Raw genomic sequence first — 23,179 nt, 5'->3', positions numbered from 1 at the left:
CCTCCACATCGGCTGAGCGGTCGTCACTTCAGCGCTTGATAGTCTTCGGCGGAAAAATCCTTGTCGGGGCTCCAGTTGGAGAAGGAGAAATCGCTGCGATCGACCTTCGCGCCGCCTGCCTTGGCCTGGTCGATCGCCGCATCCAGCGCCTTGTCGATCTGGCCCGACAGCTGCTTCAGCGGCGCCGCGGGATCCTTGAGCGAACCGGCGACGACGCCTTGGAGAATATCGCCGAGGCCCGGCTTCGGGTCCTTGAAGCTCGCCATGACGGCCGAAGCTCCGGGGTTGCGCACCGCGACGCTCGGCACGAGGCGCGAGTACTGCTGCACGATCTCGTAGTATTGCTTGAACTGCGCGATTTCCGCGGACGATTCGTTCACGTCCTTCAGGATCGAGAAACGATCTCCGTTCTGGACGAGGACGGATTGATATTCCTTGCTGAAATATTCCTTCAGGTAGATCGCGGCTTCCTCCGGGTGCTTGGTGGAGGCGGACATGCCGATCCATGGCGCGTAGGTCGAGCGGGGCAGATACCCCTTCTGGCCTGCGTCGGGGACCGGCGGAGCCATGACGCCGAAGTCCAGGTTCGGATTGTTCTTCGTCCAGGTGCCGACGTTCCATTCGCCCTGAACGATGAATCCCGCCTGTCCTTCGGCGAACAAGGCGCGCGCTTCCGGCGCCGAGAGGCTCATCGTCTTCGGGTGGTAGCTGCCGTCCTGCTTCAGTCCCTTGAACAGGTCGAACACGCCCAGCACCGCTTCGGAATCATAGGAGGCCTGTCCGTCTTTCAGGCTGACCGGCGATTCGGAGGCGAAGCCGCTGCCGGCGAGCGCCGACCACTCGGTCGCGGCGAGCTTCCAGCGGCCGATCTGCTTGCCGCCTTCGATGATGCCGTAGTACTTGCCTTTGCCGGCTGCCGTGATCTTCTTCGCGGCATCGCGGAATTCGCTGTATGTCTTGGGCGGCTTGTTCGAATCGAGGCCGGCTTCCTGGAAGAGCTTCTTGTTGAAAAAAACGAGGGTGCTCGGTACGCCGGCGAGCGCGGGAATCGAATAGACCTTGCCGTCCAGCATCGTCGTGCCTTCGGTGAACGCCCCGTCCACGAAGCTGCTCTTGAACGCGTCGTCGATATAAGCGTCCAGCGGCTGGTACCAGCCTTCCTTCACCGCCGTGCTCAGCTTCATCGTGGCGGGGATCGGGAACAGGTCGGGCGCGTCGCCCGATTTAATGGCGGTCAGGATCGTATTCTGAAACTGGTCGACCGTCAGCAGCGTGTATTCGATTTTGATGTTCGGGTATTTCGCTTCGAAGTCTTTGATGAATTGTTCGCGGTAGGACTTTTCGCTGTCGGCCCAGTCCATGATTCGGAGCGTGACCTGCTCGCCGGACGATGAGGACGGTGCTGCTGCCGGTGACGAGGAAGAAGGGCTGGCGGACGTGCCGGCGGATGCGGACGGCGAGCTTGCCGATTCGCTGCTCGACCCGTTGTTCGAGGACCCCGCGCATGCTGACATCGCTTGTACGATTAGCGCCATAAACATGAGCGCTCCTGCGTGCTTCCATTTCATTCTCAACGATAATCCCCCTCTGATTTGGTTGGATCCGCAGAACAAAAAACTTCAAGATCCCCTTGCTCTCAGCGTTTACGGACGCTTACAGCAGGCGTTCTTGAAGTTTATGTTAATTTAGATTTGATAATCGAACCATGTAGGGACGATGCTTCTTCTTGTAGTTTTGATACTTTTGCGATAATCGGTCGGCGATTGTCCGAATGCCTTCTGGAACGCCCGGCTGAAGTGCGCCGCGTCGTAATGCCCGCTTTGCTGCGCGATGTGGTCGATCGTATGCTCCGTATTCTCGAGCATCTGCCTGGCCTTCTGCAGCCGCATCTTCTTGAGCATCTTCATCGGCGTGATCCCGTAGATCTTCTGGAACGCGCGGCTGAAGTAGACCGGATTCATATGATAGATCTGGGCGAGCTCCTCGCGGGAGATGTCTTCCTCGAGACCGTTCTCGATATAATGCAGCGCGTTGTTGAAGCGGTCGGTGATGATCGGATCCCGCGAGGACCGCCGTTCCCCGAGCTTCGTGCTCTCCAGGATCTCATGCATCAGGAAAAAAGCGAGAAAGCCGGTCTGCACGGTTCGAAAGTCGTCGTCCTCCTGCAGCCACAGGCTTCGGAGCTCGTCGAACTTTTTTTCGTATAGTCCGGGATCGCGCACCTTGACTACCTTGCCGAGCGGGAATACGTCGAAAAAGTCTTGCTCCCCCTTGACCTTGATATCGACGTTGAACAGGTAATGCACGCCGTCGGTCTGGGAGATGACGTTAAACGGCTTGTGCGGCCGGTGGATCATCACGTCGCCCGTCTTGGCCACGAACTCCTTGTCCTCGAGCGTCGTGATGACCTCTCCCTTTTGGATATAAGAGACGGTATAACAGGATTGGACATAATCGAAAATGATTCTGGACTTGTACTGGACCTTCGTCACGTTCAGCACGGTGACGCGAAGCTGGTCGTGAACTTCGTACGACATGCCCTGCCCCTCCTCTCCCTCAATCTTCCTCCCCGTCGTCGAACAGCTCGTCCAGCACCTTGTGCCGGTGATCCAAAAACCGCTTGGTCACGATATAGTGCAGCGTGTCCTCGTACCGGATCTCCCGGATCGGCGTCTCGTCGAAGCTCAGGATTCGCGCTCCCGGATAGCCGAGCAGGATCGGAGAATGCGTCGCGACGAAAAACTGCGCGTCCTTCTCCAGATCCTTGATAATGCGCATGAGGGCCAACTGCCTGGCGGGAGAAAGCGCGGCCTCGGGCTCGTCCAGCAGATAGATCGCCTTTCGGCCAAACCGGTGCTTGAACAGCGACAAAAAAGCCTCGCCGTGCGACTGCCTGTGCAGGGAACGTCCGCCGTAGGCGCCCAGACTCTCGGGCAGCGTATCCAGATGCGAAGCAAAGTGATAAAACGTTTCGGCGCGCAGAAAAAAGCCGTTCGTCACCTTGGGCATCCAGGACAGCCGGATCGCGTCCCCGAGCGCCGAGCCGGAAGCATCCACCTCGTACGTATTGTTCCTCCCGCCGCCCGCCTCGTTGAACCCGCATTGGTACGCGATCGCTTCCAGAAGCGTCGACTTGCCCGACCCGTTTTCCCCGACGAAAAAGGACACGTTGGATTCGAAAGCGAGCGACGAAAGCCCCCGAATCGCCGGGATGTCGAACGGATAGCCCTTCCGATCCGCCCCGCCGGTCACCGTCAGACTGCGCAAGAACATGCGATCATCTCCAGCCGCGTAAAGTCATGCTTATACGTTATACCGTAACGATTTAATTTGGAAGGGTCAACCGCGGCCTCCCGGCAAGCCGGACATACGGTCCGTTGCACGCACGAAAAGAACCGGCAGCCGAAGCTGACGGTTCTAAGCATAGGCGAGCGACGCGTCACGCCGTGCCGAAGGAGACGCCCAGTTCGCGCAGCCACTGCCGGTACGCGATGCTGATGCGGTCCGACACCAGGTGCAGCTCCGCCTGCAGATCCAACGGCAGCAGCTCGGGCTTCTGGGCCTCGACGATCGCGCGATCCTGCTCGATCAGCCGGTCCTGGAAGGAAGAGAAGACTTCGTCCGGCGTGTCCAGATCGTAGTTGCGATAGATGACCGCAAAAGCCGTGCTGAGCCGCTCCGTATGCGGCGTCACCGTCAGCAGCAGCCCGAACACGTGACGAGGGTTGGCGGAATCGCGCTTTTCCAGCCAAGCCGTGAGCGGTCCCAGCACTTTGTAAATGTACCGGTTGACGATCCCTTGCCCGGTGCCGTCCCCATCGGGCTGGTACACCGAGATCTCGTCGCTCGCGAGTCCTTCAGCCGTCCGATGGACCCGGTGCTCCCCGATCTCCGCCGCCTCGGGATCGCCGAGCAGCCCCTCGTGGACGAACATCAGATGGGAGACGTCCAGGAAGTTCTCGACGATCCGCGGCCCCGCCGCCTGCAAGAGATAAGGATCGCAATGCACGCGGCGATAAGCGGGCGAATCGAATTCGCCGAGCGATGCCGTCGGCGGATCGCCGGACGGTTCGCCCAGGCAGACCCAGATCAAGCCGGATTGCTCGGCGCAAGCGAATACCTGGACCTTGGCTTTTTCCGGGATCGCTTTGTTCGCCGCTTGGGCCGGGATTCGCACGCATGCGCCGCAGCCGTCGTACGACCAGCCGTGATAGGCGCAGACCAGCCGCTCCCCCTCGACGCGCCCCATGGAGAGCGGCACGCCGCGGTGAATGCAAAGGTCGCGGAAAGCGCGGACCCTGTCTCCCAACCGGACGATCGCGAGCTTGACGCCGAGCAGTTCTATCGATAGCGGCTCGGCGCCCAGCCGGTCGGACGGGAGCGCCGGCAGCCATTCCTTTGTCAAAGCGGGATCCGGTTGATGCACATCGTTCGCCTCCTCCTACGATACGGTTCCGTTAACGCCTTTAACGAGCCAATCTTGCGCCAGGATTTGTTCCAGGGTCATCGCCGCTCCGTCCTCGGCCTGCAGCTTGCCGGATTGGTCGTAGATCGGGCCTTTGAACACCTGCACGCTCCCGTCCAAAATGCCGGCCTTCGTCTTCTCGACCAGATCCTTCACGTCCTGCGGCACCGCGGCGCCGAGCGGCGCCAGATTGACGAGGCCGTCCCTCATGTCGCCCATGTAGGCCTCGCTTTTCCACGTGCCGTCCATAACCGACCGGACGACCTTCGCGTAGTAAGGTCCCCAGTTCCAGACGTTATTCGAAATGTAATGGTCCGGCGCGTATTTGCCCATGTCCGAATCGTTGCCGACGCCGAAGGCGCCTCGCTCGGCCGCGGCCTGCAGGCTTGCGGGCGAGTCCTGGTAAGCGGCCAGCACGTCGACGCCTTTGTCCAGCAAGCTATCCGCCGCTTGGCGCTCGATCGTCGGATCGAACCAGGTATTGCTCCACACCACGTCCACCTTCGCGTCGGGGTTCACGCTCTGCGCGCCAAGCGCGAAAGCGTTGATCGTGTAGATGACTTCGGGAATGGGAAAAGCGCCGACGTATCCCAGATGTCCGGTTTTCGTCATCTTGCCCGCGGCCATGCCGACCAGGTAGCTTGATTCCCATTCCCTGCCGAGGTAGGTTCCCATATTGGGCAGCGTCTTGTAGCCCGAGCAGTGCATGAAGATGACGTCGGGGTACTTTTGGGCCACGTTATACATCGCGTCCATGTAGCCGTAGCTGGTTCCGAAAATAATGTCGTGATTTTGCGCGAGCTCCGTGAACACCCGCTCCGAGTCCGCGGTGTCCGGCACGTTCTCGACGATGTCCGCCTTGATGCCGAGTTCATGCTCCATGTATTTGACGCCGGCGTCGTGCTGGTACGTCCAGCCTCCGTCTCCCGCCACGCCTAAATACACGAATGCGACGCGCGGTTTTTTCTTCGCGCCTTCCGTGTCCGCGGGAGAAGCATCCGCGGGAGAAGCGTCCGGCGCCGTGGCGGCCGCTACGCTCGCAGCCGCGCTAGCCGAAGACGGGGACCCGTTGGACGATTCGCCGCAGCCGCTTGCCAGCATTACGAAGAAGGCGATCGTCAGAAGCGTCAGCAAGGTCGAGCGTTTGGCATGAACCAACCTGATCATTTGGATGACCTCCCTGTGTGAATTACATCCAAATATACTAGGCCTCAGGTTGACGTCAAGTATGCTGACATGAACATTGTTCGCGTGCATGCCTGCAAGCGCGACCAATTGTCAGACGGATGCCGAGGCATCCGTCCGCTCCGCTCGCCGATTCGGACAAACGTCCAAACTTGTCCTTCGGGCTTCGAATATGCTGACGTATATTCCAACCGGAGGTGCGGCCGTGCTTCAATTAAACGGAATCGTCGGCGGAAAATCGTCCATCTCGCTTGGTGCCGGGAAAAGCATCGACGTGCAGACGATCGTAATCGACGTGCCTAAAGGGAAAAAGCTGGTGCTGAAAAGCCTGAACTTCCTGTTGTCCAACGATGCGTTCGTCTTCAAAGTCGAGGCGCTGCCTTCGACCGGATCGTTTACCGCCAGGGGCGGGGCGGGCGACCTGACGCCGAACAAGGTGCTTTTTAACAACAGGACCGGCGACGCCGTCCGGATCTTCCTGAACATATCCGTCCGCAATAGCGCGCGGAATGCGCGGACGCTGGACCGCACCTCCTGCTGGCTGCTCAAGCTGGCTCGCGTCTGAGGCGTATCCGCAGCAAGCGTGGTCCACAGCCACACCGGCATTAACTGCCTTTCAGCAATTCATTTGCTCGTTTTGCGATTGTGGACGCAAATCAGCTGTGTTTTAGCGGTATCCCTTTGCGTCAGGACCGTCCTTTTAAGATGGATGGCCGCCCGTCTTCCGGAACTGCCGAGACTCGAATTATCGCGTTTCCTGATTAAAGGGGATATCGTTAAAACGGGGAACGGCGGCTACGACGGCGATATCGCATCGAGCGTGACTGCGATAAGAACTAGCGGGAGAAAAGGCGCTGCAAACGAGATTAGCCGTAACTTTAGCTTAATTCTTAGGATGTAACGAACGACTCTTATATCAAAAATGAAGAAAAGCAAAGCCGCGATGCCTCCAATCATGAAAAATAGCGTAGATGGAAACACGAAGCCCAAACAAAGCCCAAACAAGACATGAAGCAAACCCGATACAAATACCGCGGTCGAGCCTTTGAATTTAAACTTAACTGCTGCTACCTCGAGTAGCGAAGAAACCAGAATGCCATAGATAAAGATGACGGGTGTCGCGAACGTAGCAATCACTATGAATAAAAGAATATAACCCCCAGCTGCATTCCCAGTGGATCTTTCAAAAATGATATTAGGCAAGGACAACCAAAGGGAAATAGCCCACGAAGTATAATAAGCGGCGATTAGCTTGCGAAAAAACATCTGCCCTACGTTCGACCGAATCAAGATATCCCTCCCCCTAAGCATCCCTTCTATAATTTCTTCGATTGTATCGAGAAGTTCATAAGTGGAGCAGTACTAAGTTTCTTAGGACCCACTGGGATGATTACGGCGGCGAAATCTTAGGAAATAAAAACGTCCGTAATTTTGTTTCGTCAAACAACAAAAACGCCAAGCCCCCGCGGACTTGGCGTTCATTGCGTTGTTCTTGCACACTGTTACTTTTGCAGCAAATTGTACACCGACTGCGCCGCTTCGGCGCGGGTCGTCACGCCTTGCGGCGAGAACTGACCGGCGCCTCGGCCGGACAGCAGGCCGAGCGACGAGGCTTCGGCCACGTACGGCGCCGCCCAGGCGGCAATGCGGTCCGCGTCGGCGAAGGTCGTGCCCGCGCCTTCCGCTGACGCGGTGCCGTGCAGGTAGCGGTACGCCTTCACGATCATCGTCGCCATCTCCTGGCGGGTGATCGCGCCGCTCGGATCGAATGTGCCGTCTCCGCGTCCCGACAAGATGCCGGCTTCGGCCGCCAGCGCGATCGGCTTCGCGTACCAAGCGCCTGCCGATACGTCGGCGAAGGACTGCGTGCCTTCGTCCGTCAGCTTCAGCGCGCCTGCCAGCAGCTGCGTAAACTCGGCGCGCGTGATCGTACGGCCCGGCTCGAACGTCGTCTCGCTCGTACCGCCGACGATTTGCTTGGCCGCCAGCTCCTTGATCACGTCGATCGCCCAGTGCGAAGCCGGGACGTCGGCGAAGTTCTTGTTCACTTCAAGCACCGCGTACTTGCTGAAGTGCTGGATCTGCGCGACATAGGCTCCGTCGACGTACTTGCTGTCGACATACTGGCGCTGTCCGTTGCCCGCCAGATAGAAGATGCCGCCGAGCTTCGGATTTGCGACGCCGTCTGCCTTCAGCTTCAGGGTAAGCGGCGCTTCGAACGTCGTCACGGCCGTGCTCGCGTCGCCAACCACGACAGTCAGCGTAAACTCGATGACGTCGCCTGCCAGCTTCACTGCGGTCGCGTCGGTGGAAGCACCAACTGCCTGCGCAGCCGTAGCCGCTTCGACAGGCTTGAACGACACTTGCACCTGCGCATCGCCGAGGAGATCCGCCGGAATCGCGGCCGTCAGCTTCTTCAGCACGGCTGCCGGCAACGTGAGCGACAGGTCGCCCGCTTTCAGCTCCAGATCTTTGCCTTCCGCCTTGCCGAGCAGGCTTGCCGGCAGCTGCGCCGTCTTCGTGCCGGCCAGCAGCGTCACCGATGCGACCGCGTCACCCATCGTCAGCATCGCGTCCGTCACCTTAAGCGTGCCGTCTGCCGAAGGCGTTTCTGTTCCCGTGTTCGGTGTCGTCACCGGCGGGACGTAAGGCGGTACATAGATCGGCTCGATGGTGAGACTAGTCGCTACCGTTGCCGTCCGGTTTTCCGCATCCGTCGCCGTAATGGTCAGCGAATAGGTGCCGCTCGAAGCCGGCGTACCGGAGATCCGCAATGTCGCGGGATCGAACGTCAAGCCCGTGGGCAAGCCGCTAATGCTCCACGTATACGGTTCCGTGCCGCCCGTGGCCGTCAGCGTCAGCACCTGATCGTACGCGCTGCCTTCATTGCCCGATACGATTGCGCTGCCGGGAGCCGGAGCCACGATCGCCAATTCTTCCATACCCGGATCGACCGGATCCGACGGCGCGACGGTCAGAGAAGCCGTCATTTCCCGGGAAACATTGGCGGAATCTGTCACGCGGATCAAGATTTCGTACGGGCTGTCGACATCCGTCCCCTCTGCCGGCTTTCCGCTAATGGCCTGCGTATTCGCATCCAGCGCCAAACCTGTCGGCAAGCCTTCGATGCGCCAGGTGTACGGCGCAGCCCCGCCATATGCCGCCAGCTGCACGCTATACGCCGCGCCGACCTTAGCGGACGGGATCGCATCTCCGCTCGCCGGCTGCCCGATGCCCAGCAACTGACCGACAGCCAGCGTGTTCGTTACCGATACCGTCTCGTCGTTCGCATCCTTCACCGTTATCGTGACCGTATACGGGCTCGCGGCTGCCGCCCCTTCCGCCACGGTACCGGTTATGTCCCCCGTCGCAGCATTGAAGCTCAATCCCTCCGGCAGTCCGGTTACCGACCACGAATACGGAGCGCTTCCGCCGGAAGCTTCGAGCCCAAGCGTCAAGTCATAGGAGACGTCCGGCCGTGCCGCCGGCAGACTCGCGCCGTCAACTGGCTTCCCGATCGCGAGCGGGGCGGTTGGAGCGCTGCCCGGACCGTAGACGTTCAGCTCGTTGATCGTCCATCTCCAGAAGCCGTCGTACCCCGTCTGCGTCACTTTGATATACCGCGCGTCCTGCGCGGGCCAGCTCAACCTGAGCAGCTGTGCGCTGCCGGTTCCGGCCGCGGCGGTCGTCCAGCGCTCGCCATCAACGGACAATTCGACCCGGTACCCTCTTGCGTAGTCGAATGTAGCATTCGCGCCAGCGTCCAGCCAGAGGCCGTTCGTGCGGTTCGTTTTGCCCATATCGAGGGAGTACCACTCTCCGCCGACTTGACCGGCATCGGTGGACCACTGCCGACCGGCATCCCCGTCGAAGGCGAATTCAGGCGCCGCGCCGAAGGCTGTAGACGAGGCGGTCGCGCTCCACCCCGCGCGGTCGAGCCGCACGTCCGCAGGTTCCGGAGGCGGGACGCTTGCCGGATCCTTGAACGCTGCCCCAGTCGCGGTCAGTCGATCCGAGAGATCGTACAACGACGTGTACGCGCAGCCTTGATCGTGCGCGCAGTTGTCGCCGAACCAGGCATAGCGCTCGACGAACGGCAGCGAGTCAAGCATCGGCAGCAACTGCGCGACGAACGACGACGCGAGCGCCTGCGTCGGCGTCCGGTACGTCGCGCCGAACGGAATCGCGCCGATCTCGGTGATCCAGATCGGTTTACCGTACTTGCCGTGAATAGCCGTAAGCGTGTTTTTCAGCTTGGCGACCGCTTCCGGATCGGTGAAGTCCGGATAAAAATGCAGCGCGATAAAGTCGACGGGATAGCCGACCGCCGCCGTCCGCGTCATGAAGTCGTCCAGCCAGCCTTTCCCCGCCGCGTACGCATCGTCGTACGTATACGCGACGGCCGGACTGCCGAGCCGCAGCCCCGTCTCCATTAACCGCGGCCACAGCTTGATCGCGTCGGCCACGCGCGTTTGAGACTGCTCCGCCAGCTCGGGCTCGTTGTACCCCAACAAGCTGTCGAACCTTCCTGAAGCCTTTCCTTCCTTAAGCTTCGCGATCGTATCGTCCGTCACCGCGCCCGGTCCCCACAGCATCGGAACATATTCCATGCCGGTCAGGCTGCCCGTGTAGTCAATCGACCAATTGTACGTCCAGCTTGCGCCGACATCCGCCAGCTTGGCCGGATCGGTCGACAGATACTTGATCGCGGCGACGCCTTTCTTGACGGCGATCGGCTGCGGCAGCGGATCGCCGGCGATGACCGTGACTTGCGCCTGCGCCGTGTAGCCGCCGTCGGTCGCCGTCGCTGTGATGGTCGTGCTGCCTGCTTTAAGCGCCGTCACCCGTCCCGCTTCGTCGACCGCCGCGACGGCCGGATCGCTGGATTGCCAGCTCACCGTCTTGACGCTGGCTTCCTCAGGATTTACGGTTGCCGTCAGTACGGCAGACTGGCGCTCCATAAGCGTCAGCGCCGCCGGCGCAACCTCGACGCCCGTCGCGGCTGTCGCCGCCCCGCCGGCATAAACGTTAATCTCGTTAATCGACCACCAATTCGATGAAGCCGTTCCTGTCTGAACGACGCGGAGGTAGCGGGCGGTCCGCCGCCCCAACGTCACATCGATCGTCTCCGAGCCGGTCCCCGAAGCCATGTCGGTCCAGTCCGCGCCGTTGTCCGAGACCTGGATGCGATAGCCGCGTCCATAGTCGCCTCCCGACTCGATTTTGACGCGATCGAAGGCGCGGGCCGTCCCCATATCGACCTGAAACCACTGATCTCCCGACGGTAGCTGCGCTTCCCGGTTCGCCCAGCGCGTACCGGCGTTGCCGTCGATCGCGCCGGCCGCCGCCGTATCCCCGCCGGCATCCTTGTACGCCGATGCGATCCAGTCCGCTCGATTCAGCGCCGTCCAGACGACGCTGCCGTCTCCGCCCGCGTATTCGGCGACGGTCTGGCGCACGCCGCCCTGCTTAGCGGCCGTGCCCGTTTGATTAACGACGTGAGAAATCTCGCCGTTGCCCGCCAGCAGCACGGATGTCGCGTGGTGGATTTTCACCCCCGGCACGTCCGGCACCTCGATCGCGCTGTCCAGCTTCACGACGGCATCCCTGAAGTAGGAGTAGATGCCGAGCCCCCACGCTTCGTGGTCCGTGACGCCGTCCGCCACCTTATAGGAGGCATATCCGTTCACCTTTCCGCCGCCGCTCATCCAGGATGCCTGATCGGGCACCTCGTACGGGATTTCGGATTGGTAGAAATAGAGCCGTCCGCGTTCGCCGTTCCAAAGCGTCTGGTAAGCGTTGTGGTGCTCGTTGAACAATCCGAAGACGGTGACGTCCTCGCCGTTCACGACAAGCCCGTTCATCGAGTCGTTCGTCCGCCACCCGCCTGCGCTCGCGCCGTGATCCGCGCGCCAGATCCAGAAGTGATCGCCGATGACGTCGTCGCTGTTGATGACCAGGTTCGCGTCCGTCTTGCCGGCATGCGCCCCGCCGACGCGGAAGAACAGGTCGTGCAGCGAGATGGGATTCGCCGCGTGGTCGCGGCTCGCGCCTTCGGGCCCGACCTGGAGCAGCTCGGGAGAGCCGGCGGCGTCCGCGTCGAACAGCAAGCTGGAGACGATGATGCCGTCTTCGTCCGCCACGGTCATCGCGGCTTTGCCGTCGGCCGGGATCAGGGTGGCGAAGCCAAGCCCCATGACGCTCGCGTTCGGACGATCGACGCGAATCGTATCGGATAGATGATAGATGCCCGGCGTAAAAAGCACGTTCATGCCTTCGTTAAGCGCGGCGTTGACGCTGTCCGCGTCGGAGCTTTCCGGGCTCGCGATATAGAAGCGGCCGATCGGAACCGAGGTGCCCGGCGTCGAACCGTTTTGCCAACTCACCCCTTGGCTGTCCTTGGATACCGACGGGACGAACACCTGGTAAGCCCCTTTCTCGTCGATATAAAGGTACGGCTTTTCCCGCATGACCGGCGTCTTGTCGACGACCGTATACGGGTCCGCCGGGAAGGTGCCTGCCGGCGGCTTCTCGTCTCCGACGAACACCATGTTCCAGACGCCGTTGGACCAGCTGCCGTATGCGTTGTTGCGCGAAAACCACTGCTGCTGCGACGCGGGTACGATCGTTCCGTCGATTTTGGAGTCCGCCAAAAAGCCGCCGCTCGCAAGTCCCGCGTTCCACCACGGATCGAAGTCGAACAGCTCGAGCTGGCCCTTGATATGCACCCGGCGCATCGGCGCGGCTTGCGCGACCGCCCACTGCGCGGACGAGCCGGCAGGCGGCGTGACGCTGAAGTTCTCGGCGGACCGCCAGAAGTTGACCAAGGCGTTGCCGTCGTTCCAGTCGGCGTTCGCGTTCACCGCGCCGCGGATATCGACGTCGTCGGGATCTTGCCCGAGTCCGGACACCTGCGTGTAGAAGCCGACCTTGACGTTGACGCCTTCGTAATCGCCCGGCTTGAAGAGCATGGCATGCCGCCCGCTGCCGAATTCGCTTCGCTCCTGCTCGGCGAAGATCGCGTCGGCTGCCGCGTTGATCGCGGCCGCGCCCATGGACGGATCGAAGACATGCACGTACGGCCCGAACGGACTGTCTCCCGGGATGCCGGACACCGCGCCGGACAAGCCGGATTCGGCGCCTCCGACGACGGCGGATATTTTGTAAAAGTACGTGTGGCCCGGCTGGATGTTCGTATCCGAATAAACCGTGCCGACTACGTCGCCGGCCCCGATCCGCTCGAACGTATCAGTCGGACCGCCCGCGCGATAGACGCGGTAGGCGCTCGCGCCGGCTACCTCGGACCAGTTCAGCTCGCAGGACTGCGAGGTGCATTTGACCGCGAGACCGGATTCGCCCGGATAGGCTTTATCGCTATCGTACAGCCGCGCCTCCGCTACCGTCCACGGCGAAGCATTACTGCCGGTCTGCCAGACGTTGACCAGCCTGGCCGTTGTCCGCGGCACCTTGATCACGGTCACGCCGGACTGGCCGGGCACCGTAGCCAGCGTTGCCGACCAGTCGGCGTCGGACTGAATCGTATATTCCCTGCCATAGTTCGGGGAATCGCCGGTATCGATCGCGATCGAGTCGAACGCGGTCTGCCGCTGCATGTCGATCTGGAGGACGAGCCCCCATGGGGATTGGTTTTTGGCGCTCGTCCAGGCCGTCGACGGATCGCCGTCGAACAAAGCCGCCGAGATCGTGTTCAGATCGGGCGCGCCGTCGTCAAGCGTGGTCGTAATCTTCCAGCCTGCGGGATCGAGCGCACCCGATGGCAGTGCTGACGACGCGGCTGCCGCTTGATTCCCCGGCGCGACGAGGGCTAGCGTTAGCGTCAGGATTAGCGCCAGGAGGGCGCTTAAGAATGCGCCGCCCCGTTTTCTCAAATGCGGTCTTCTATTCATCTGGACTCTCCCTTTTTCCGCCGTTCGTTTTAGCTATAAGCATTGAACTCGTGAACGGACCAGTAATTCGACGGCGCAGTGCCGGTCTGCACGACCTTGATATACCGGGCGGTCACGGGCGCAAAGTCGATCGTAATCGCCGATCCCGTGCCCGTGCCGCTGGCGATGGCGCTGCCCCAGCTCGTGCCGTTGCTGGAGACGAACACCTGATAACCTCGCGCGTAGTCGCCGCTGCCGTTCGCGTCCAGGACAATCCGGCTGAAAGTGCGAGAACCCGTCATATCCACTGTGAAATACTGGCCCGATGACTGCGCCTGCCCGGTCGTCCAGCGCGTCGCCGGATTGTTGTCGAACATGTTGGACGTCGGTTCGATGCCTGCGGGGCTGGCGGTCGCCGTCCAGCCGAAACGGAAAAGCGGCGTCTTGGGCAGCGCCTTGTAAGTCGTGCCGATCGCGGTCAGATTGTTGCTCGCGTCGTACAGCGTCGTGTAGGCGCAGCCGGCGTCGTTCGAGCAGTTGTCGTCGAACCAGGCGTAGCGCTCCACGAACGGCAGGCCTTCCAGCATCGCGACCGCTTCGGTCATGAACTTCTGGGCGCCCGCCGCCGTCGGGGCCGCGGACAGCTGGCCGGCGTTTATCGCGCCGAGTTCGGTGATCCAGATCGGCTTGTGATACAGGTTGAAGAGGTTCGTGAGCGAAATGCGCAGATTTTCGGCCGCGTTCGGATGCATGAAGTCCGGATAGTAGTGCACCGCGATAAAGTCGACATGGTAGCCGTTCGCCGCGGTCTGGCTCATGAAATTCTCAAGCCAGGTCTGCCCGTACGCATAGGTCTCGGCGGACATGGCGACCGCGGGACTGCCGAGGCGGAGGCCCGCGTTCATCAGCGTCGGCCAGAGCGCCACGGCGGACTCGACCGACATGTTCGCCTGCTCGTATAGATCCGGCTCGTTGAAAGCGAGCAGCGCCTTGAACTTGCCGGCGGCCTTGCCCTGGGCGATCGTGGAGAGCGTGGCCGACGTGACCGCGCCAGGCCCCCAGATCTGCGGCACGTACTCGATCGACGTGCCGTTCGTACCCGGGTAATCGATCGACCAGTTGTACGTCCATCCGACGCCGAGGTTGGTCAGCTTCGCGAAGTCGGACTGCGTCTGGCCGCTGGCCAGGTACTTGGAAGAGCCGACGCCCTTCTTGACCGTCGCGCCGGCGGGGACGGGCGACGTGACGGCGGCGGCCGTCGGGCTGAACGCCGAGACGTTGCCCGCCGCATCCTTTGCACGAATCGCGTAGCTGTACGAAGTGGATGCCGTCAGCGACGCGTTGCTGTACGAGGTCGACGTCGTGCTCGCGATTTTCGTGCCGTAGCGGTACACGTCGTAGCCGGTGACGCCAACATTATCCGACGACGCGGACCAGGCGAGGTTGATCTGGGAGCCGGACGCGGCGGTCGCCGTCAGCGTTGCCGGCGCGGTCGGCGCCTGCGTGTCCGCGGCGAGCGCGCCCGAGGGCCAGGCGTTCCAAGCCAGCAATGCGACGAGCAGTGCCCATAGTGAAGCCGAAAGGCCATGTTTAGAACCGATTCTCACGAGTGATTCCTCCTCAGTGATCGTTCTTTGCCTGCAAGCCTAACTGTATGCGCTTCCAACTGGTGCGGCAATCGCCCCATTTTTTGGCTGGACCTGCTGATTTTTTAGGTACGCGAGGAATGTGTAGTACAAGGGCCTATAAAGAGAGAAAACTGGTTTGTTCGGCAGAGGCGGCACAGCGATGTATGCGCGGAATGTGCGGTTGCAGGGCGAGAAAGGTGCTTGACCCCCGCTGTAAGCGATATTTCCGCGGTTGCAGCGGAGGCGTGCGCTGTAAGCGCGGAATGTGCGGCTGCAGAACCAGATTCGTGCCTGCCCGCTGCCGTAAGCGCGATTTCCGCGGCTGCAGCGAAGAAACAACCGGCTGGCCCCTGCTGTACGCGCCTCCTAAAAAAATCAGACGGCCGGCCAAAAAATGGGACGCTTACCTGCCGGCGTGCAACCCCTTACACTTTGAAGCACGGGGCGACACGGTCCCGAAGACGCCAAATGCCACGGGGGCTTCCCCGACCGGCGAGCTGCCGGCGGGCGAAGAAAATAAAGGAGGATCCTTTCACATGCTCAAGACTCAAAAGAAATCGCTCGCGGTGCTGTCCGGCACTCTGCTGACCGCCGCGATGCTGTCCGCATGCGGCAGCAACAACAATAACGGCGCCGCCTCGGCGAGCCCATCCGCAGCCGAACCTTCCGCAGCCGAACCTTCCGCAACCGCCTCTGCATCCGCTTCAGCTCCGGCCTCGTCCGCGGCGGCCAGCCCTTCGGCAAGCACGGAGAGCGAGCGCTACGAAAAGCCGGTGACGCTCAAGCTGCTCATCGACAACCAGACATCGACTGAAGGCATCAAGGCGATCACCGACGAGATCGAGAAGCGCTATAACATCAAAACCGAGTTCGACCTGCGCCCCGGCGGCGGCGAAGGCGACAACCTCGTCAAGACGAAGCTCGCGACCGGCGAGATGGACGACCTCAACTTTTACAATGCAGGCTCGCTCTTCAAGTCCCTCCAACCGGAAAAATACTTCCTCGACCTCACGGACGAGCCTTTCATGGACAACGTGGTCGATTCCTTCAAGCCGACGGTCAGCGTGAACGGCCGCGTATACGCGGGACCGAGCGGCTCCTCCCAAGCGGGCGCCTGGCTGTACAACAAGAAGGTGTACGCCGAGCTGGGATTGTCCGTACCGAAAACCTGGGACGAGCTCAAAGCGAACAACGAGAAGATCAAAGCCGCGGGCAAAACGGCCGTCATCGGCTCCTACAAAGACAGCTGGACGTCGCAGCTCATTCTGTTGGCCGACCAATTCAACGTGCAGGCGGCCGCGCCGACCTTTGCCGACGACTTCACGGCAGGCACGGCCAAGTTCGCTACGACGCCGGCCGCGCTGCGCAGCTTCGAAAAGCTGGCCGAGATGAAGCCTTACTTGAATAAGGACTATCTGTCTACCACCTACGACCAGGCGCTCAAGATGCTCGTCGACGGCACCGGCGTCCAGTATCCGATGCTGACGTTCGCGCTCTCCAACATTTTCGCCACGTATCCCGACAAGATCGACGACATCGGCGTCTTCGCCCAGCCCGGCGACAGCGCGGACAGCAACGGCCTGACCGTGTGGATGCCGGCCGCCATCTCGATCTACAAGGACGGCAAAAACGTGGAAGCCGCCAAAAAGTGGCTCGCCTTCTTCGACACGCCGGAGGCGATGGCGCTCATGGCCGCGAAGGCGAAGCCGGAAGGCCCTTATGTCATCAAAGGCGCCGCGCTCCCAGACGACGCATACGGCGGCGTCAAGGATATGCTGCCTTACTTCGACAGCAACAACAACGCGCCTGCGCTCGAGTTCCTGTCGCCGCTCAAAGGCCCGAACCTGCCGCAGATCACGGTCGAAGCCGGCTCCGGCATGAAGTCGCCCGAAGACAGCGCGAAGGCGTACGACAAAGACGTCGAGAAGCAAGCCAAGCAGCTCGGACTGGCAGGCTGGTAAGCAAAGCGTAAGCAGCCCCTAAATAGACTCATAAGCGGCTCGCAAGCAAGCACCCCATCGATCGGCCCTGCGGCGATATCGCAGGGCCGATTTATGAATCGGATAGGAGCGAGAGAGAATGACCAAAGCATCCAGGCGATTTTATTCCTACGCTTTCCTGCTGCCCGCCGGCATCGTCTACTTCATCTTTTTCCTGCTGCCGACGCTCATGTCTTTTTTCTTCAGCATGACGCGCTGGGACCTGGTCGATTGGGAATTCATCGGCTTCGACAATTACGCGACCTTCTTTTCCGAATCGTCGCTCAATATCGGCTTCCGCAATACGCTCATATACGCCGTCGTCACCTGCGCGCTCAAGGTCGTCTTCGGCCTGCTGCTCGGCGTGGCGCTGACCTCGTCGCTGCGGGTCAAAAGCTATCTGCGGTCGGTCGTCTTCTTCCCCACCCTGCTCTCGACGATCGCCGTCGGCATCGCCTTCAGCAGCATGATGCATCCGACGCAGGGGCTGATCAACCGCAGCCTGTCGGCGGTCGGCATCGCGGGTCCGGACTGGCTGGGCGACACAAGCATTGCCTTGCTGTCCGTCGCGCTGGTGGACGTGTGGAAAGGCGTCGGCATGGCGACGGTTATCTTTATCGCGGGCATCATGTCGATTCCCGAAGAGTACTACGAGGCGCTGCAGATCGACGGGGGCACTTCCTTTTCCAAGTTCCGCTATATCACGATTCCGCTGACCGCGCCCGCGATGAACTCCGTCATCATCCTCGCCTTCATCGGCGGACTGCGCTCGTTCGACCTCGTATGGGCAATGACCAAGGGCGGCCCCGGCTTCAGCACCGACCTGATCGCCTCCATCATCTACAAGCAGTACCAAGGCGGCTTCTACGGCCTCGCGACCGCGGGCAACGTCATCCTGTTCATCGGCGTCTCGCTGCTGGCGTTTCCGCTGTTTAAATTTCTCAACAAGAGAGAGGTGGACCTATGAGTCGCTCCGCCCGCCGCGTCGCGCTCGAGGCGCTGGCCTTCCTGCTGTCCGTCGTCGTCTTCTGGGTACCCTTCTACTTCGTCATCATCAACTCTTTTAAAAATCGCACCGAATCCTCGTTGCTCGATATCCGCTGGCCTGGCGCGTTCGAGATTTACAACAACTACAAGACCGTACTCACCGCACAGGACGGCATGGTAACGCGTGCTTTCCTGAACAGCGCCGTAATCACGATGCTGTCGATCGCCGTGCTCGTCGTCGTCTGCGCCATGGCCGGCTACGTCATGCAGCGCAGGACCGACCGGTGGTCCGGCACGATCAGTTTCCTGGTGCTCGCCGGCCTCATGATCCCGCCCGCCATCGTGCCGACGATTTGGGTGCTCGACTCCATCCACCTGTTCAAAACGATGAGCGGCATCGTGCTGATCGAGGTCGCGCTCGGCATCTCGTTCGCCACGATCCTGTACAAAGGCTTCATGGCCACCATCCCTCGCGAGATCGACGAAGCCGCGATCGTGGACGGGTGCGGCAGCCTGCGGCTGTTTTTCCGCATGATCTTCCCGCTCCTCGCGCCGGTCACCTCCACCGTGGTCGTCCTGTCCGCCGTCGGCATCTACAACGACTTCGTCAACCCGCTCTACTTCTTCCCCGGCGCGCGCAACGCGACGATCCAGCTCACGCTCTATAACTTCACGAGCCTGTACAACACGTCGTGGAACCTGCTCTTCGCCGACATCATCCTGATCTCCATCCCGCCGCTCGTCCTGTTTATTTTCTTCAATAAAAAGATCGTCGCGGGCATGACGGCAGGGGCGGTTAAGGGTTGAAAAAGAACTGGGTTGGGGGCGAGTAAGCGAGGAGGGCTGCGAAACCTTGAGCGGACCCAGAATTCGCTATTTGTCCGAAATCGCCCGCTCTTCCTCATCCACGGACTCAGGATCCGCTATTCGTCGCTCCAGGTACCCAGAAGCCCCTTTTGTTCACAAATAACGGCTCCTCGGTCCGAAATGTCCGCTTCATGCGCGCAATCCTCAAAAATAGCGTCCGCCAGGTCCGCTCGCTGCTTCCGTGACGCCGAAGTTTGGATTGCTGGCAGTGAGAATTTTGTCGTCATTGTTATCTCATGCGCGCATGTACGAAGAAAAATAGAACAGCGACAGAAATGGACGTGAAAATGAGTCCTAGACTGTCGCTGTTTCTATTAAAAGTGATTATGAAATCATTGACCACCATAAATAGAATCGCGGAGATGATTGACATCGCTTATTGGCGGACGTCCGAATAAGCGTGCATACTCCCGATTGAACTGAGAGGGGCTTTCGTAACCGACGCGAAAACCTGCCGTGGCTGCATCCAACTTCTCCGTGAGTAGCAAGCGTCGTGCCGTTTGCAACCGAATGATCTTTTGATATTGCAACGGACTCATTGCCGTTACTCTTTTAAAATGCTTGTGCAAAGAGGTGGAGCTCATGCTAACCCTTTTGGCTAATTCATGAATGACAAGAGGTTCTGCGAAATTTCGGTTAATGAGATGGATCGCTTGGGATATGCCATGCGCATAGCTGCCGACCAGCGCGAACTGCCGGAGCAACGCCCCCTGCTCGCCCTGCAGCACCCGATAAAATATTTCGCGGACAAAAAGCGGAGCAAGCATTGGGATATCCTTCGGCGTATCTAAAAGCTGGATAAGACGAAGAATGGCATCCAGCAAGAGAGGTGAAGACGCACTCACCAAAATCCCCCTTCCAGTCTCCCTGCTTCTCTGCGGGCTGGTCTTATTGACGATTTCCAGAAGAACATCCGGACTCAGCGTTAACTGCAGACTTAAATAGGGCAACTGCGGCGATGCATGCGTAATTTTACCGATAACGGGCAAATGAACGGAGGCGACCATATAGGTAGCCGAATCATATCGGACATTTTCCCCTCCCAAAGTGGCGACTTTAGAGCCTTGGGCGATCACGTAAAGAGAGGGCATGTTGACCGTATGCGTCGGCTCCGATTCTTGGGATGCCCGCCTGAAACAAAGCTCGGCAATCGCTGTCGTATGTGTACCGTCAAATGGCGCATGAAGTTGAATCAGCCGAGCCAGCTCTTGCTGATAAGCCGAAATGGCGAGCCCGGGAAAGGGTTGGTTCATAATCACGAATCCTTTTCTAAAATATCTTAAGCTCATTGTAGCCAGACAGACAGGATTAGGCAAAGAACGCGTAAGAATCGTCTACTTGATAAGAATCGATCCTTTATATACTTCTACTGGTAAGGTCAACAACTGTTGCGACTACTATTAGAATGAAAGAAGGATTTGGCGATGAGCGTGAAAGCAAACGTAATCATGTCAGGAATCAAAGACAAAGTCGTCGTTATTACCGGCGCAAGCAGCGGAATTGGCGAAGCAGCCGCACTCCTGCTTGCCGAGCGAGGCGCGAAGATCGTGCTTGGAGCAAGGGGGGCAGAACGACTTGAAGCACTTGCGGAGCGCATTATCAAACAAGGCGGCGAGGCCGTTTATGTAAGCACAGACGTGAGACGGCGGGAAGACTTGTCCAATCTTGTCACGTTGGCATGCGAACGGTACGGCAAGCTTGATGTATTCATCAGCAATGCTGGCGTTATGCCAATTTCACCCCTTGACGAATTGCGTGTTGAAGATTGGGAGGCAATGATCGATATTAACATGAAGGGCGTTCTATACGGGATCGCCGCCGCGCTGCCTGTTTTTCGCAATCAGGGTTTTGGCCATTTTATCAACACCGCCTCTACGGCAGGACATAAAACCGTACCGAACCAATCTGTCTATTCGGGTACGAAGTTCGCGGTTCGCGCGATCTCGGAAGGGCTCCGCCAAGAGGCTGGCAGTCAACTGCGCGTAACCCTCATATCGCCTGGTATCGTACAAACAAATTTCACGGAGGGGGTGACGAATAAGGAGATAAGAGACCGTCTCACCGCTATTCGGGACGAGTTGGCGATGCCGCCGAATGCAGTTGCTCGCGCTATCGCATTCGCAATCGAGCAACCGGACGATATCGACGTGAATGAGATTGTAATCCGTCCGACTGCGCAGGTCTAAGAAATAGAGTAGGCAGGAAGTCCCGCTAAACAGAATTCATGTTGTAGTCTCCTTGGTTTTGTTTTGGGATCCGATCGCTCGCCAGCTTACGGGACCCTTAAACATATTACCAAGGAGTCTTTTTATTTCTCAAACCTGATATTTCTGCATTATAGGAATGCTGCCCTCTAGCTTAATGAGGCTATCATATAAGACGTGGCAGCTTCATTAAATCATTCCACCTCCGCTAATTCCCTAAGCGCAATAACTCTAATTCTTGAAAAGCTTCCTTTACATCACAGTCGGGATTTAAGATATGGATCATCTCTTCCGTAATGGGAAAATCATCGTAAATTTTTGAAACAACATCTAGTGGTGGCGATACTTCAAAATAACCTACTGCAAATTCTACAAAATCCTCTGGCGTATGGAATATACAGCCCACTTAAAAAATCAGAACCATCGCTTGCACCTTGTGGAATCTCAACTTTTCCCTTTTGCCAGTTAGCGTCGCTGTTTTTACGCCAAATACAGAAAGTCCCATCGTCTTTTCAATTGCATCGTCTTCAAGCAAAGATAATAATTCCTTTGGAACTTCATCATAGATCCCTTGCCATACTTGATGTTCATCTTGCGCATATGGGCTTAATTCAGATTCATGATCAAAGCCTTTTATGATGGTGCCTTCAGGGGAAAACAAAATAATGAGATGATCACCTGCTCCATTATCTATTTTCGCCATACTAACGCCCTCAGCCCAATCTTGAACAAAGCTATGGTAACGAAGCCATTCATCTCGACAAAGAATAATATTTAGTGATGCTTGGATTTTCACTAGCTTTTTTAATATTACTGGATTTGGTAAACGCTCTAACAGACTTACTTCCATGATTCCTCACGCTTTCATCTTTCCCTAAGCAATTATCATGAAACTACGAAGCTGCTGAATGACTTCTTTGAAAAACCTTATGAGAAGAAACTGACGATAAATAACAATGCAATTATAGTTGAAATCATCAAAATGAAGGGGCTAAAGAGAAATAAAATAATACTTCGTTTTCTCATCGGGCTAAGAATTATTGAATTTACTGCAAACCAAATAATGAAATATACCAAAGCTAAATATTGTTGAGAAGCGACCAATGTACTTGGATCAGCTCCCGTTGTTCGAAAACTTACAATCCAAACCATTATATATAGCGGAATACCTAGAATAAAATTTAAGATTACATACAAAATTGTTTTTCGTTTAGTAAGGCCGCTAACTTTATTCATTATTTTATTTGCGAAAATCTGTTGGGAAAGACCGAAGATAAAGCTACCTACTAAAAATGTATAAAAGTGAACTCTCATATCTAAAATGGAATTGCAAACCAATATTAGGACAAATATAAACCACGTTATGTAAGATATAATAGGAATGAATCTAAACAGTTTAATTATCACTCCTTCATTGCACAATTACGAGAACGGAATATCCTTCGACCATGCCCGATTGCTCTCCCCTACTGCAATACGCTCACGTTCAACCATAGGCGTGCGCACTTCCGGATACCGCTTATTTCCCTGCACAACCAGAGCAAAGCATAATCACTAACGAGAGCTTAAGAAAAATAAGAAGAAAGTCAAAAAGATAAACGCATTCTCTCCGATTTCATCGATTGTATAGGGAAGTTCGTATGGAAAGCAGTACTAAGTTTCTTAGTACCAACTTTGACGATGTCGGCGGCGAAATCCACATGGGTCGATGGGGGCAGCAACATAGAACCAGCGGCGCGCATGCCTTCGTGGTGCCCCGGATAGATGGCGGCAGCCTGGAGAGGCTGTTGGACGAGGCAAAGAACGTTACGAAACCAGTGCCCTCGCCGACGAACTCCGTGACGAGATCATCGATCTCCTCTCCGAGCCGCCAATGCGTATCCCGGTTCACCCGTATTCGGCTCTGCCGCTCGATCCAACTTGAATTGCCCACCGGGATACAGATGATCGGCCTGAAGTACTTAACGAAGACAAAGCC

Annotated in this window: 14 protein-coding genes; 5 read left to right on the top strand and 9 right to left on the bottom strand. The window is 58.3% G+C overall.

The genetic code is table 11. From position 1 onward, the window contains the following. Positions 1 to 23: 23 nt before the first annotated feature. The 5 genes from BM235_RS08805 to BM235_RS08785 form a co-directional block, all read right to left on the bottom strand. On the bottom strand, positions 24 to 1,568 hold the full coding sequence (locus BM235_RS08805) for an ABC transporter substrate-binding protein (RefSeq protein WP_090111758.1): 1,545 nt from the start codon (positions 1,566 to 1,568) through the stop codon (positions 24 to 26). A 117-nt stretch (positions 1,569 to 1,685) separates the two neighbouring features. Then, positions 1,686 to 2,537: a helix-turn-helix domain-containing protein gene (locus BM235_RS08800; RefSeq protein WP_090111756.1), complete on the bottom strand. Its 852-nt coding sequence runs from the start codon at positions 2,535 to 2,537 to the stop codon at positions 1,686 to 1,688. 19 nt (positions 2,538 to 2,556) lie between these two features. Beyond that, positions 2,557 to 3,273, bottom strand: coding sequence for an AAA family ATPase (locus BM235_RS08795; RefSeq protein WP_090111753.1), 717 nt, complete (start codon positions 3,271 to 3,273; stop codon positions 2,557 to 2,559). Positions 3,274 to 3,439: 166 nt separating this feature from the next. Next, positions 3,440 to 4,426 (bottom strand): aromatic ring-hydroxylating oxygenase subunit alpha, encoded by a 987-nt coding sequence (locus tag BM235_RS08790; protein WP_090111751.1) that lies wholly within the window; start codon positions 4,424 to 4,426, stop codon positions 3,440 to 3,442. Between the two features lie 15 nt (positions 4,427 to 4,441). Beyond that, positions 4,442 to 5,632 carry a BMP family ABC transporter substrate-binding protein gene (locus BM235_RS08785; protein WP_255374239.1) on the bottom strand — a complete coding sequence of 397 codons (1,191 nt, stop codon included), beginning with the start codon at positions 5,630 to 5,632 and terminating at the stop codon, positions 4,442 to 4,444. A gap of 223 nt (positions 5,633 to 5,855) precedes the next feature. Here BM235_RS08785 and BM235_RS08780 point away from each other — a divergent pair, with 223 nt between their 5' ends. Beyond that, the gene (locus BM235_RS08780) at positions 5,856 to 6,215 is read left to right on the top strand and encodes a hypothetical protein (protein ID WP_090111750.1); all 360 of its coding nucleotides are present in this window, start codon (positions 5,856 to 5,858) and stop codon (positions 6,213 to 6,215) included. A 937-nt stretch (positions 6,216 to 7,152) separates the two neighbouring features. Here BM235_RS08780 and BM235_RS08770 read toward each other — a convergent pair. Both BM235_RS08770 and BM235_RS08765 read right to left on the bottom strand, forming a co-directional pair. Then, positions 7,153 to 13,557, bottom strand: a complete 6,405-nt coding sequence (locus tag BM235_RS08770) for a glycosyl hydrolase (RefSeq protein ID WP_090111746.1) — start codon at positions 13,555 to 13,557, stop codon at positions 7,153 to 7,155. 29 nt (positions 13,558 to 13,586) lie between these two features. Beyond that, positions 13,587 to 15,143, bottom strand: a complete 1,557-nt coding sequence (locus BM235_RS08765; RefSeq protein ID WP_090111744.1) for a glycosyl hydrolase — start codon at positions 15,141 to 15,143, stop codon at positions 13,587 to 13,589. Positions 15,144 to 15,700: 557 nt separating this feature from the next. On the opposite strand from BM235_RS08765, the gene BM235_RS08760 reads away from it, so the two are divergent. From BM235_RS08760 to BM235_RS08750, 3 genes are all read left to right on the top strand, one after another. Next, positions 15,701 to 17,125 (top strand): ABC transporter substrate-binding protein, encoded by a 1,425-nt coding sequence (locus BM235_RS08760; protein ID WP_255374238.1) that lies wholly within the window; start codon positions 15,701 to 15,703, stop codon positions 17,123 to 17,125. A 118-nt stretch (positions 17,126 to 17,243) separates the two neighbouring features. Next, on the top strand, positions 17,244 to 18,110 hold the full coding sequence (locus BM235_RS08755; RefSeq protein WP_090111742.1) for a carbohydrate ABC transporter permease: 867 nt from the start codon (positions 17,244 to 17,246) through the stop codon (positions 18,108 to 18,110). Further along, on the top strand, positions 18,107 to 18,937 hold the full coding sequence (locus BM235_RS08750; RefSeq protein ID WP_090111740.1) for a carbohydrate ABC transporter permease: 831 nt from the start codon (positions 18,107 to 18,109) through the stop codon (positions 18,935 to 18,937). Before BM235_RS08755 ends, BM235_RS08750 begins: the two co-directional genes overlap by 4 nt. 392 nt (positions 18,938 to 19,329) lie before the next feature. Here the strand turns inward: BM235_RS08750 and BM235_RS08745 are convergent, their stop codons facing one another. Beyond that, positions 19,330 to 20,250 (bottom strand): AraC family transcriptional regulator, encoded by a 921-nt coding sequence (locus BM235_RS08745; RefSeq protein WP_090111738.1) that lies wholly within the window; start codon positions 20,248 to 20,250, stop codon positions 19,330 to 19,332. Positions 20,251 to 20,445: 195 nt separating this feature from the next. On the opposite strand from BM235_RS08745, the gene BM235_RS08740 reads away from it, so the two are divergent. After that, the gene (locus tag BM235_RS08740; protein ID WP_090112244.1) at positions 20,446 to 21,183 is read left to right on the top strand and encodes an SDR family oxidoreductase; all 738 of its coding nucleotides are present in this window, start codon (positions 20,446 to 20,448) and stop codon (positions 21,181 to 21,183) included. A gap of 424 nt (positions 21,184 to 21,607) precedes the next feature. Here the strand turns inward: BM235_RS08740 and BM235_RS08735 are convergent, their stop codons facing one another. Next, a complete protein-coding gene (locus tag BM235_RS08735; RefSeq protein ID WP_255374236.1) occupies positions 21,608 to 22,051 on the bottom strand; it encodes a hypothetical protein in 444 nt (147 codons plus the stop codon). Between the last annotated feature and the right edge of the window lie 1,128 nt (positions 22,052 to 23,179).

Origin of the sequence: Cohnella sp. OV330, from assembly GCF_900112065.1 — a bacterium.
In the GTDB taxonomy this organism is placed as follows: domain Bacteria; phylum Bacillota; class Bacilli; order Paenibacillales; family Paenibacillaceae; genus Cohnella.
This window is presented reverse-complemented; position numbering and strand designations above follow the sequence as displayed.